13 protein-coding genes and 2 pseudogenes are annotated in these 12,357 nt (G+C 60.6%); 7 read left to right on the top strand and 8 right to left on the bottom strand.

All coding sequences use genetic code 11. From position 1 onward, the window contains the following. Positions 1 to 17 precede the first annotated feature (17 nt). The 3 genes and pseudogenes from H2040_RS05775 to H2040_RS14280 all read left to right on the top strand — a co-directional run. Positions 18 to 397, top strand: a pseudogene (locus tag H2040_RS05775) (integrase core domain-containing protein); the annotation flags it as partial. Then, a complete protein-coding gene (locus H2040_RS05780) occupies positions 390 to 1,640 on the top strand; it encodes a hypothetical protein (RefSeq protein WP_287155930.1) in 1,251 nt (416 codons plus the stop codon). The pseudogene H2040_RS05775 and the gene H2040_RS05780, both read left to right, overlap by 8 nt. Positions 1,641 to 1,774: 134 nt before the next feature. Beyond that, positions 1,775 to 2,068, top strand: a pseudogene (locus tag H2040_RS14280) (MerR family DNA-binding protein); the annotation flags it as partial. A 12-nt stretch (positions 2,069 to 2,080) separates the two neighbouring features. On the opposite strand, the gene H2040_RS05785 reads toward H2040_RS14280, so the two are convergent. Beyond that, on the bottom strand, positions 2,081 to 2,470 hold the full coding sequence (locus H2040_RS05785) for a helix-turn-helix domain-containing protein (RefSeq protein WP_206740775.1): 390 nt from the start codon (positions 2,468 to 2,470) through the stop codon (positions 2,081 to 2,083). On the opposite strand from H2040_RS05785, the gene H2040_RS14350 reads away from it, so the two are divergent. Together H2040_RS14350 and H2040_RS14290 are read left to right on the top strand one after the other, a co-directional pair. Further along, entirely contained in the window at positions 2,373 to 2,816 is a 444-nt protein-coding gene (locus H2040_RS14350; RefSeq protein ID WP_287155931.1) for an ATP-binding protein, read from the top strand. The genes H2040_RS05785 and H2040_RS14350 overlap by 98 nt on opposite strands. Continuing rightward, positions 2,726 to 2,989, top strand: coding sequence for a magnesium chelatase subunit ChlI family protein (locus H2040_RS14290; RefSeq protein WP_353844802.1), 264 nt, complete (start codon positions 2,726 to 2,728; stop codon positions 2,987 to 2,989). Before H2040_RS14350 ends, H2040_RS14290 begins: the two co-directional genes overlap by 91 nt. A 208-nt stretch (positions 2,990 to 3,197) precedes the next feature. Here the strand turns inward: H2040_RS14290 and H2040_RS05795 are convergent, their stop codons facing one another. From H2040_RS05795 to H2040_RS05825, 7 genes are all read right to left on the bottom strand, one after another. After that, positions 3,198 to 6,377, bottom strand: coding sequence for an efflux RND transporter permease subunit (locus H2040_RS05795; RefSeq protein ID WP_287155932.1), 3,180 nt, complete (start codon positions 6,375 to 6,377; stop codon positions 3,198 to 3,200). Next, the gene (locus H2040_RS05800; RefSeq protein WP_287155933.1) at positions 6,374 to 7,984 is read right to left on the bottom strand and encodes an efflux RND transporter periplasmic adaptor subunit; all 1,611 of its coding nucleotides are present in this window, start codon (positions 7,982 to 7,984) and stop codon (positions 6,374 to 6,376) included. Before H2040_RS05800 ends, H2040_RS05795 begins: the two co-directional genes overlap by 4 nt. After that, the gene (locus H2040_RS05805) at positions 7,981 to 9,222 is read right to left on the bottom strand and encodes a TolC family protein (RefSeq protein WP_287155934.1); all 1,242 of its coding nucleotides are present in this window, start codon (positions 9,220 to 9,222) and stop codon (positions 7,981 to 7,983) included. Before H2040_RS05805 ends, H2040_RS05800 begins: the two co-directional genes overlap by 4 nt. A 113-nt stretch (positions 9,223 to 9,335) precedes the next feature. Continuing rightward, on the bottom strand, positions 9,336 to 9,689 hold the full coding sequence (locus tag H2040_RS05810) for a hypothetical protein (protein WP_022696745.1): 354 nt from the start codon (positions 9,687 to 9,689) through the stop codon (positions 9,336 to 9,338). 101 nt (positions 9,690 to 9,790) lie between these two features. Continuing rightward, positions 9,791 to 10,159: a hypothetical protein gene (locus tag H2040_RS05815; protein ID WP_022696744.1), complete on the bottom strand. Its 369-nt coding sequence runs from the start codon at positions 10,157 to 10,159 to the stop codon at positions 9,791 to 9,793. Positions 10,160 to 10,417: 258 nt separating this feature from the next. After that, on the bottom strand, positions 10,418 to 10,846 hold the full coding sequence (locus H2040_RS05820) for a heavy metal-responsive transcriptional regulator (protein ID WP_022696743.1): 429 nt from the start codon (positions 10,844 to 10,846) through the stop codon (positions 10,418 to 10,420). 16 nt (positions 10,847 to 10,862) lie between these two features. Further along, positions 10,863 to 11,270 carry a MerR family transcriptional regulator gene (locus tag H2040_RS05825; RefSeq protein ID WP_287155935.1) on the bottom strand — a complete coding sequence of 136 codons (408 nt, stop codon included), beginning with the start codon at positions 11,268 to 11,270 and terminating at the stop codon, positions 10,863 to 10,865. A gap of 50 nt (positions 11,271 to 11,320) precedes the next feature. Between H2040_RS05825 and H2040_RS05830 the strand changes: the two genes are divergently transcribed. Then, positions 11,321 to 11,983 (top strand): cation efflux transmembrane domain-containing protein, encoded by a 663-nt coding sequence (locus tag H2040_RS05830; RefSeq protein ID WP_287155936.1) that lies wholly within the window; start codon positions 11,321 to 11,323, stop codon positions 11,981 to 11,983. Beyond that, entirely contained in the window at positions 11,980 to 12,330 is a 351-nt protein-coding gene (locus H2040_RS05835) for a hypothetical protein (protein WP_022696740.1), read from the top strand. Before H2040_RS05830 ends, H2040_RS05835 begins: the two co-directional genes overlap by 4 nt. The last annotated feature ends 27 nt before the right edge of the window (positions 12,331 to 12,357 follow it).

Below are 12,357 nucleotides of genomic sequence, written 5' to 3' on the forward strand. Positions count from 1 at the left end.
CAATGCCGATCGAGGCGCGGGGCGCGCCCGATTTCATCCGTTCCGACAACGGCCCGGAGTTCGTCGCCCGACGGGGGCGGGACTGGATCGAGGCAGCGGGGGCTCCTGCGCGGCTTTCATCGAACGCGGATCGCCCTGGGAGAACGGCTACGTCGAAAGCTTCAATGGACGACTGCGCGACGAGCTGCTGAATGGAGAAATCTTCTATTCCCTGAAAGAAGCGCAGCTCCTTATCGAGGCTTAGAGCCAGCATTATAACCGCGTCAGATCTCACTCAGCGCTCGGGTGCCGTCCGCCAGCGCCGGAATTGATTCTCTATGGAGCTGAAAAGCCACACCCACTAACATCACAACCGGACCACCCATTTGGGGCAGGCCAAGACGAGGGTCATGAATAAAATTTTTCTCCAACTCAATTTTTTCGCCGCATCAGTATTATTTTTTCTTTCTTTGTGCGGCTCAGCGGCGGCGGAAGAGGGCTGCGAGCAAGCAATACAGGTTCGCAATCAGACCGTACTAATGTTCCTGCAGGGAAATCCCCTTGCTGCTGTGGCGGCGTTAGAAAATCAAAACCTTCACCGATGTGATAGTGTGCGCGACTACGCAGCGCAGATGTACGCCGCCGTGGGCGACTATGCCGCCGCTTACGCCATTGGCGGTACATACAATATCGAGCATGAGGCCAGTTGTGTGGCCAGAATAGATTCGGATCACGCGCGCGATGGGGTGGAGGCGGTCGCAGCGGTTTCGACAGACGCCCGGATTGTCATCGTCAATGAGATCCATCACATCCCGGCGCATCGGGCTTACGCCCATATCCTGATTGGGCAACTCTACGAACGAGGCTACCGGTATCTCGCGATCGAGGACCTTACTCTTGCCGCGCCGGCAATAGAGGAAAGGGGGTGGTTAAAGAGATCCGAAGGCGCTGAGATTACGGAACCTGTATTTGCCGGCTTTGTCGAGCACGCGATACGGCTTGGGTACACGCTGATTCCCTACGAGTGGATGACAAATCAAACGCCTGGTACTGGCGACCCAATCAATGACCGCGAACGAATTCAGGCAGAAAATCTAGTAACGCGAACTTTCAAAAAGGACCCTGAAGCAAAGGTTGTCGTCTATGCGGGCCAAGGGCACGCCCGTGAGGATAGCGGCGCGCCGCCCCTGCCGCAGAAGTATATGGCGGGTTGGCTGCGCGATTTGTCAGGCTATGACCCGGTCACCGTGAGCCAGTCAGCCTGCCCGATTATTCAAAATGAATCTTTGCCATATTCCTTCTTGGAAGTAACCGACCCGGCTGAGTCAGCCCACGATGCGTTCGATTTTATCATTCGCACAAATGAACTCCCGCAAGCGGATAATGGTTTGCCTGCCTGGTTCACAGGGATCGGCAGATCGGCCCATTCTGTCCAACCTTGGATCGATGGAAAATTGCGCAATTTGAAAACTGCAGAGCTCTTGGTGGTGGAGGCGCGCTTGCCTAACCGCTCGAACGCTGCAGTACCTTTCGATCGCGTTCTAATAAGGGACGCAGCCGCGGTCCGTCCCTTGGCGCTGAGCCCCGGCAGTTACGAAATCGTGTTGCTCAATTCAGACTATGAAATTCTCGCAAAAACCATGATCGCCACTAAGCAATAAAGCTTTCCCAGTCGTAGGCCTTGCCCGATTGCCGGCTTTTGGCAATTTTGCGGGAGGAGCCGCGGCAGAGTGGGGCAAACCCTCCCCCGAGGCGGCTTAACTGGGCGCTCGAAGCCTGACCGACAGAGAGCGGCCACCGGCTCTATTCGCCGGACGATCAAGCCCGGCTGGGGTTTGTCATGCGAGGCCGTGATCTGGGCTTATCTGTCGCAGAAATTCGCGCCTTGCTGTCGCTGATGAACTCGAGCGAATTTACCTGTGGCGAAGTCTTGGACATGGCGAGCAGCCATCTGGCTTCGATCAAGACCAAGATCTGCGATCTCAGGAAGCTTAAGACGAGTCTGACGCGATTGGTCAGGGATTGCGAGGGCGGAGAGGCCAAAGATTGCCCGGTTATTGACGCTCTGGCAGGCGTTCGGTCGGCCTAGGCGGCGACGCTGCTATAACTTCCTAAGACCATATCTCTGCTGAAGCGCTTGATGCGCGCTTCGAAGGCGCGGATCGATCACGCCATACTCGTCCCTGACGATCTTCACGAGAGTCTCCGGGCTCATCCTGACCTCCTTGGCAAAGGTCTTGTAGGATAGCCCCCGCATCCGCATTTCGCGGCGGACATGTTCTCCCAGCGAGCGCGGCTGACGGAACGGGTCCCGCCCAAGAAAATCGATGAGCCGCGGCCAATGCTCGATCTGTGGTCCGCATACGCCTTTCTCCCAGTTTCCGACCGTCCAGATGTTCACGCCAAGCTGCTCCGCGACATCCTTCTGGCGCAATCCAAGCTGTCGTCGCCGCCGCCTAATCTGCTCTCCCAAAGAGGCGAGCTCGCTCAAGCACGGGAGCTTCCTTATTGTTTTTATTGACCAATTGAAATTTGGAAAGAAGGCAACGTGCGTATGCCGCTGTAGAAATGAGAGCCTCTCAGAGATCGCCTGCAAGCGCGGCCCGCGTTGCGCCATCGATTATCAGGCGTGCATTTCCGGTCCGATGATGGACCGCATCGATTTGCAGATCGACGTTCCGGCCGTCAGCGCCGCCGATCTCGCCCTGCCGCCGCCCGCATCGCCGCGGCGATGGCGGTCACTCGAATGCGGAAATCACAACGGCCATGGTCGAACGCGTGGCCGCCCCAGACGAGGCCCGCCTCGCCCGCCTCGCCCAAAGCCGCTGAAAAGATGAGCTTAAGCGCTCGCGCCTATCACCGCATCCTAAGCGTCGCCTGCGCCATCGCCGATCTCGATGACGTGGACCTCCTTGCACCGCGCGCATGTCGCCGTACTCCTCAGCCACCACCGCACGCCGGCGGAAAGCTATGCGGGCAGCCGGGCGCGCACAGCGCGGCGGCGCGCTAGTTCTTCAAGAGACAACAAAATATGCATGCCAACTCGCCAGCGGTTTCCCTCAGAGTAGTTTTGATAAGGGTCAGTTGTGCCGACGCAAAACTGCGAAAAGAAACCATATGGCGGCGATGACGCCAATTACGGCGAACGCAAGCACAAGACCCATGAATAATCATGCCCCAGGGAGCCATCTGTCCATCATGGTCTATTTCCTTCGTTTTCAGGGCGTTTCATTCAACGCAATGCGCTCCTGTTCAGATTTCTCGGCTAGCCCCAAACCGGCTGCCATCGCCCGTCGGCGCCATAACAAATAGACCGCCGGCACCACGACCAGCGCCAGGAGCGTCGTGCTGACGATTCCGCCGATCATCGGGGCGGCGATCCGGCGCATGATTTCCGACCCGGTTCCATGGCCATACATGATTGGCAGCAGACCCGCGACGATGACGGCGAATGTCATCATGATCGGGCGCAGCCGCCGTAACGCCCCGCGGCGGACCGCTTCTCTCAAGTCTTCGGGTTCAATGGTCCGCCGCTGCGCTTTGGCTTCTGCTTCCGCAGCGGCAAGCTCCTGGCGTAAATACATGATCATTAGAACACCGATTTCGACTGAAACCCCCGCGAGCGCGATGAACCCCACGGCGACAGCGACAGAAAGATTGAATCCGGCCAGGAACATCAGCCAGAGCCCGCCCACCAGCGCCAGCGGCAAGGTCCCCATGATGATCAGGACATCGGCGATGTTTCGGAAATTGAGAAAGAGCAAAAGCATGATGATCGCGACCATCACCGGTACGACTAGGGCGAAGCGCTGCTTGGCGCGCTGCATATATTCATACTGTCCCGACCAGACGATGGAGTAGCCGGCGGGAAGCTCGATGTCGCTGGCGACCGTTTCGCGAGCATCGGCCACGAAGGAACCGAGATCTCGGCCCTCGACATCGATATAGACCCAGCCGGTTTGACGGGCGTTTTCGCTGCGGATCATGCCCGGCCCTTCCGTTATCTGGATCGCGGCGATGCGGCCGAGCGGAATCTCCGCTCCCATCGGGGTGACGATGGGAAGACTTCGCAAGTCCTGCAGCGAATCCCGCATCTCGCGCGGATAGCGCAGATTGATCGGAAACCGCCGGAGACCTTCCACGCTTTCGCCGATGGTCATGCCGCCGATGGCGGTGCGAACGACATCATGCGCATCGGACACATTTAACCCGAAGCGGGCCGCCGCTTCCCGGTCCACATCAATGTCAATAAAACGCCCGCCCGTCACCCGCTCGGAATAGACCGAAGCGGTTCCCGGCACTTTTCCGACGACGTCTTCGATGCGCCGTCCAATTTTACCAATCGTTTCCAGATCCGGACCTGCGATCTTGACCCCGACCGGGGTCTTGATGCCGGTCGCGAGCATATCGATGCGATTCTTTATCGGCATGGTCCAGACATTGGTAAGACTGGGAATCTGGACCAACGCATTCAGCTCCGCCTTCAGCGAATCCAGAGTCACGCCTTCGCGCCACTCTTCGCGGGGTTTCAGCTGGATCGTCGTCTCAATCATGGTTAGCGGCGCCGGGTCGGTTGCTGTCTCGGCGCGGCCTGCTTTGCCGTGGACTGTTTGAACCTCGGGTATCGTTGCGATCAGTTTATTCGTCTGTTGCAGGATCTGGGACATTTTGCCCACGGAAACCGCCGGATAAGCGCTCGGCATATAGAGCAGATCCCCTTCATCGAGATCGGGCATGAATTCTGCGCCCAGCCGGGTCGCCGGAATTAGGGCGGTGGCCATGACCAGGGCAGCCAGTCCCAGCGTCATCCAGGGCCGCGCCGTGGCGAAGCCGATGATGGGCCGGTAGGCGGCCGTCAGAACGCGATTGACCGGATTTTTATGCTCGGGCGCGATCTTTCCGCGCACCAGAAGACCGATCAGCACGGGAACCAAAGTCACCGACAGCGCGGTCGCCGCAGCCATCGCATAGGTCTTGGTGAAGGCGAGCGGCTTGAACATCCGCCCCTCCTGCGCCTCCAGCGCGAAGATCGGCGTGAAACTCAACGTGATGATGAGTAGAGAGAAGAAGATCGGCGGGCCGACTTCCACGCACGCCTCGCCAATGAGACGCCAGCGCTCACGCCCTGACACCTCCTTGCCCTCCAGTCGGGCATGAACATTCTCGATCATGACGATGGTGGCGTCGACCATGGCGCCGACGGCGATGGCGATGCCCCCCAAGGACATGATGTTGGCGTTGAGTCCTTGCGCGTTCATCACGATAAAAGCGCCCAGGACGCCAAGCGGCAGGCTGATCGCCACCACCAGCGCCGAGCGCAGATGAAACAGGAAAAGCGCGCACACCAGCGCGACAATGATGAATTCCTCGATCAGTTTTTCGGTCAGCGTATCAATAGCGCGTTCAATCAGACCGGAGCGGTCATAGGTCGTGACGATCTCGACGCCTTCGGGCAGGCCGGCTTCAAGCTGCTCCAGCTTCTCCTTGACGCGGTCGATGGTCGCCAGCGCGTTGCCGCCCCATCGCATAATGACCACGCCGCCGGCCGCTTCTCCTTCGCCGTTGAGCTCGCCGACGCCGCGTCTCAGTTCCGGTCCCAGCCGGATCGCGGCAACGTCTTCAAGAAGAATCGGCGCGCCTTCCCCGCTGACTTTTAGCGGTATCTGCTCCAGATCCCCGATGGAATCGATATAACCGCTGGCGCGGACCATATATTCCGCCTCGGCCATCTCGATAACGCGCCCGCCAGTCTCCATATTCCCCTGCTGAATCGCTTCACGCAGGCGCGACAGCGGCAGGCCATAGGCGCGCAGCTTGTTGGGATCGGCGACGACCTGATATTGCTTGACCATGCCGCCGATGGCGGCGACTTCCGACACGCCCTCCACAGTCTGAAGTTCGTATTTCAGGAACCAGTCCTGAATGGCGCGCAGCTGCGCAAGATCGTGGTTTCCGGTGCGGTCGACCAACGCATATTGATAGATCCAGCCAACGCCGGTGGCGTCAGGGCCGAGCGCGGGTTCGGCCTCGTCCGGAAGCTGAGGGGCGACCTGGCTGAGATATTCCAGAACGCGGGAGCGCGCCCAATAGAGATCGGTCCCTTCCTCGAAGATCACATAGACATAAGAATCGTTGAAAAATGAATAGCCGCGCACGGTCTTCGCGCCGGGCACTGCGAGCATGGCGGTGGCGAGCGGATAAGTGACCTGGTCCTCCACCACTTGCGGCGCCTGACCGGGATAGGTGGTCTTGACGATGACCTGGACGTCGGAGAGATCGGGAATGGCGTCCAGCGGCGTGGTACGCAATGACTGCACGCCCCAGCCCCCCATCAGCAGGGCAATGACGATCACCAGCAAACGGTTGGCGATCGACCAGCGGATCAGAGAGCCGATCATTGTTCCGTCTCCCCAGCGACGGCGGGCGCGATGGCGGTGATCGTGTAGCTCTCGCCAGTTTTTTGCAGACTGAACTCGACCAGGTCGCCCGTTTCGATGTCGCCCGGGACCACATCCGGAGCGACCTCAAAATCCATACGCATGGCGGGCCACCCGATGGCGGGAATCGGCTCATGAGAAAGATTGACGGTCCGGGCTTGCGCATCGATCGCGTTTACCACGCCAACGCCCTCCGCCGCCGCGAAGACGTCCGTCCCCATGCGGCCTGACTCCGGTTGATCCATGTCCATCTTTTCCATGGACATCTCTCCCGGAAGACCGGACTTCTCCCCGGGTTTCTCGAAACCCGGCGTATCAAGCCGCATCAGGGCGGCGTCCAGGCTGGCTTCGGAGTCGATCAGGAACTGGCCCGATACGACGACCCTCTCGCCCTCAGCGAGGCCGGAGAGGATTTCCACGCGATCTCCGGCGCTGACGCCGGCTGTGACTTGCGCTGGCCGGAAGCGGCCCTCGCCCAGCGCCAGGATAACCCGGTCGCCGTCAGCGCCGCGGATCAAAGCCGCCTGCGGAATGGTCACTCCGCCGCCTATCGGCGCGTCGCCGCTCTCCAGCCTGATATTGGCGTACATATTCGGCTTCAGACGGCCGTCAGAATTTGGAAAACGCAGGCGGACGCGTACGGTCCGCGCGTCGGCGTCGGCCGTGGGGTAAACATAATCGACCTCGCCGGACCAGCGCTCGCCAGGAAATGAAGCCAAGGTCATGGTTGCGCGCTGTCCTTGGGCGACGGTTCCCGCCGCGCTTTCGAAGACATCGGCTATCACCCAGACCGTGGAAAGGTCGGCCAGGCGCATTGCGGCCTGCCCCGGCGTCAACTGCGCGCCTTCACGGACATTCATCTCGGTGACCACGCCGTTTTGCGGCGCATGGACCGGGATTAACCGGCGCGTCACCCCTGAAGAGGCCAGGCCTTCGATCTGAGATTGCCTCATCCCGAGGGACCGCAACCGCTCGGTGGCCGCTTCGGTCAACGCCGGCCTGCCCAAGCGGCGCGCCTGGAGATATTCCGATTGCGCGCTGAACAGCATCGGCGAATAGAACTGAAACAGCAGGTCGCCGCGCTGGACGCGCGCGCCCATCGACTCCACGGCCAGCCGCTCCACCCAGCCTTCAGACCGCACAGTAACGACCGATTCCTGTTCTTCGTCGGCGGTTACATAGCCCACTGTCTCAATGCGCTCTGACAGATCCGCGCGCGCGGCGGCCGCGGTGCGCACGCCGATATTGTTGACCACGGCCGGATTAATACGCAGGGCTGGCTCTTCATCGTCCGCCGCGCCCGCCTTGGCATAGACGGGAACCAGATCCATCCCCATGGGCGACTTGCCCGGCTCATCGCGCTGGTAGCTCGGGTCCATCGGCGCTTTCCAGTAAAGAATCTCACGGTCTTGTGTTCCCTCGCCGGGGCCGCTATCGCCCCCGTCCGACTGTTCGCCCATTCCCATGCCGGACGGCTGAGGCGCGCCTGTCAGACGGGCGGCGAAATACCCGCTCGCCGCCGCGGCGGTCAGCAGACTTGAAATAAGGGCGATGCGTGACGGGCTCATGGCGCGCCTCCTGTAAGATAATCGAGCTCAGCCCAGGCTTTGGCCTGGTCGACGCGGAGTTTCAGTCGATTGAGTTCCGCATCGAGCTCGGCGAGCTGGCTGCGGATCAGTTCAGGGAAATCGGCATTGCCGCCGCCATACGCGGCGATCGAGGCCTCGGCGGTTTCCCCGGCGCGAACCGTCACCGCCTGATCATAAAGATCGATACGCGCCTGCAGGCCGGTCCAGTCCGCATAGGCGCGTCCCAGATCGCGCCGCAGATCAAGCAGTTCCGCCGAGCGGGCCAGTTCGGCCGCGCTGCGTTCCTTGATCTCCGCGGAAAGCCTTTTGTCCTGTCGTTTGCCTGTAAACAACGGAATTGAGACGCTGACGCCGACACTGGCAAAATCGGCCCGCCCGCCGCCGCGCAGGCCGTAGCCGCCTTCCAGCGCCCAGGACGGCTTATAAGCTTCCTCGGCGATCTCGGTATCGATGCTCTGCGCCAGGACTTCCGCATCTTTCACGCGTGCAGCGGGATGATCGGCCAACGCGGTTTCCATGATTTCCAGAGATGGCGGATCCGCAAACGCGGGCAGCGCGGCGGGCATGGGCCGCGCTGATGCCTCGCCGACATAGCGGGCGAGCACGGCTTGCGCCGCCGCCTCCTGCCGGCGCAATTCCGCCAGACGATCATCGAGCAGGGCGAGTTCCAGCTCGGCGCGCAACACGTCCTGGCTGGTCATCAAACCGGACGCGAACGCTGCGCTGAGAGAATCAATCAGCTCATCCACCGCTTCACGGCTCTGGCGGATATAATCCTGCGACTGCGTCCAGTAATAGCGGTCCAGCCAGGCCAGCCGGGTCTCCCGCTCGATCTTGCGAAGAGCCAGGGCTTTGCGCGCCCGCTCGCCGCCGGCTTCAGCGCGACGGCGTTCGCCTTTGAACGTCAGCGTGTCGCCCTTGGGAAACTCTTGGCGCAAACCAGCCTGGATTTGCGTCATTGGCTCCTGCTCGAAAGCCAGCGTGTCGACCGGAAAATTGGCCAGACCGACGCGCGCGGTCGGATCGGGAAGCTGCGCTTCGGCGACGGCGCGGTCCTCCAGCGCCTCGGCCTTCGCCTCAAATCGTTCAGCCGCGGGATCGCGCGCGCTCAGGGCCATGGCCACCGCATCCTCAAGACGCAAGGGCGGGGCGGGTTCCGCCGCGGGCGCGGCGCCGGCGAGCGCCCAGGCGAGCGCTGCTCCAGAAAACATATTCATGATGGTGTCCTGCACTGATGGGCGGCAGGCCGCGAGACGCGCCCTGAAGGCGGCCCCGCGGCCGTCAATCAGATCCAGAGATTCGTCAGATCTTCTGGAATCTGCGGGGACGCCTATTGAGAGTCCGCGTTTATGCGGCCGTCAGGGCCGGGCTCCGACATCGCCATCATCATGCGATGACAGCTCTTCATCATGTCGGACATGGCCTGACGCTGCTCCTCGGTCATGGAATCCGGGTCCATCATCATGCCCGGCCCGTCCATCATCCCGCCATCCATCATCCGCCCCATCATGCGGGTGTCTTCGTCCTGCATCATCGCAGAGGGAGGCGTGTCGCCGGTTTCCGGCGCGCGCTCCGTAATTTGTCCAGTCGGCGCGTTGCCGGACGAGGCGTCCTGCGCCGCCGCATGGACTGCGAGAGTCATGGTCAGGGCCGCGGCCGCGGCCAGCGTGATTGTGGTGTTCATGGTTCGTCTCCTCATGCTCCGTCCCGGGAGCAAATTTCAGTTTCCAGAAAGTCGAGTGAATCCGGGAGGCGAGACGAAGGCTCGCGGCTCGCGGACAAAGATCACGTCGTCTGGAGTCGAGGAGGCGGGGGATCGGCGTCGAACAGCGCGTCTGCGCGGCGCGAGGCAAAAGGCAAAATCAGCGCGCTCGACGCAATACGAATGTCATGCTGCGACCCGGAAAGAAGCGCGAGAGAGTTGAAGCCGCCAGTGCAGCTCATCAGGCAGGGCGTTGCGCAATCCGGCATTGAGGCCTTGTCATTGCACTCATCGCAATGGCCGCACTCCGCCATGGATTCCATGGCGTGGTCAGAAACGTTCGCGGCGCGGTCGGGGCTTGAGGGAGCCGGCATCAACTCCGCCTGCGCCTGGAAAACAGGCGCGCTGGCGAAAACCATCGCCAGAAACAGGGAGAGAACGAGCCGGATCATGCGCGCACAGTACCAGAAATCATTGTGTAAAGCTTTAAGGGTCGCGAGGAAGATGGCGCGCCGCTCAACGAAGCGCCATCTTCATACGAGAGTTTGCTCAGGGGCAAAGCGGACAGTTGGCCAGCATTGGCGCGGCGAACGCCGCGGCCGGAATGGCGAGCGCAACCAAGGCGCCTGCAACCAGTGTGAATTTGCGCATGCTTCGTCTCCGTTTAAATCAGAACGATGCGAATATAGCCGCCGTACCATGGTACGGAGTCAAGCCGCGCCTGAAAAATCTTCGGAATCGAGCGATTTCAAGATCGTGCAGGATTCCGAGGCCGGACCCTCGCGCGGGCAGGCGTCGATCATCCGGATGAGCGCGCTTCTCATAGTCCGAAGCCTCGATATTTTACGGTCCACATCCTCGAGTTTTACAATTGTACGATCTCGCACCTCGTCGCACTCTGCCGCGGGATCAGTTCTCAGCGCCAGAAGTTCGCCAATTTCATGGAGAGAGAATCCGAGCCCCTGAGCCTGTTTTATGAATCTCAATTTACGGACCAGGTCAGCGGTATAGGCGCGATGGCCGCCACTTGAAGGTTTGAGCGGCTGTTCAATCAGGCCTTTGCGTTCATAGAACCGGATAGTTTCGACGCTGACGCCAACCTTTTTAGCCGCGCCGCCAATTGTCATCGATTCAGTCATTGTCTGCCGCTCACGGTCAATTCGTTTGCTCCGGGGACAAGATCCCCAGGATTCCGCAATCTCTCGCCCGGCCTCCACATGGCTCTTCAAGGATGCGCGACAACGCGCGCTCCATCGCTCTGAGCTCACGCATCCGCGTCCGGATGTCCCGGAGTTGTGACTTCGCAATTCTATCGGCGTTATCGCATGGCGAGTCAGGGGTCTCCGCCAATCGGATCAGGTCGGCGATCGCCTCTAGCGACAGGCCAAGCTTGCGAGAACGACGAATGAAATTCAGCCTCGTAATTGCTTGCCCATCATATAGACGATGACCGCCCCGGCTTCGGCGCGGAGCCTCAAGCAGTTCTATCTTTTCATAATAGCGGATGGTTACGACCTTGGCGCCCGTCCGGGCGGCGAGTTGGCCGATGCTGTATCCGGTCATGTGGAAAGCCCCTTGAATCTATAGCCGCTATAGATTGTAGCGTGTTTCCAATGACGCAAGAGATCCCCGATGCTGCGGCCGGTTGTTGCGAGGCGCCGGTTTTCGAAGGGGCCTCCAAGGCCTATCGCACGGCCCTGACGGTTGTGATTGCAATCAATGGGCTCATGTTCGTCGTCGAAATGGCCGCCGGCTTCGTCGCCGGATCAATGGCCTTGAAAGCAGATGCGCTCGATTTCGCGGCAGACACGGCGACCTACGCCATGACGTTTCTAGTGATCGGACGCCCTGCGACGACACGGGCGCGCGCGGCTTTGATCAAAGGGGGAAGCCTCGCCGTCATGGCGGGTGTGATTCTCGTCATGACCCTGGTCAGGACTTTCTCGGGAGAGACGCCGGCATTTGACATCATGGCCCCGATGGGACTGGCGGCGCTTCTCGCGAATGCGGCGAGCGTTCTCATTCTGTTACGCTGGCGCGACGGCGATGCGAACGTGCGGTCAGTGTGGGTGTGTTCCCGCAATGATATGATCGGTAATATCGGAGTGCTCATTGCCGCTGGTCTGGTCGCGATGACAGGATCGATCTGGCCCGACCTTGTCATCGCCGCGCTGCTGGCCGGCCTTTTCCTTCGCTCATCCATCACTATCTTTCGGTTGGCGCGCGCTGAATTGAATGAAGCCAAGCGCCGCGAAACGGGTTGCGAAACGTCATGAGACAGAAGCGAAATCAAAGTTTTCGTCTCTGGGCTGGACGTCTGCTGACAATTGTTTGGCTGGCGCTGTCCATCACGGCCCCGGCGCATGCCGCAACCGACGATCTGCACGCCCATAATGACCCAAGCGCCGTTGAAGTAATCGACGGCCAATCGCAATCCCCTGCTCAATCCGAGCCGGACCAGGATCATTTTTGCCATGCGGCCAGCTGCCATGTGCACTGGCATGGCGCGCGCAGCATTGCGAACGCAGGCATCAAGACTGACGCCAGCCTGAGCATGACGATCGCGCATTTCGACTACGTCAGTCAGATTATCTCTCCCGATCTTCGGCCTCCGATGAGCTGATCGCGCCGCGCCGCCCGGTGTGGGCGG

The sequence above is a fragment of the Euryhalocaulis sp. genome, assembly GCF_013911995.1.
Taxonomy (GTDB): Bacteria; Pseudomonadota; Alphaproteobacteria; order Caulobacterales; family Maricaulaceae; genus Euryhalocaulis; species Euryhalocaulis caribicus.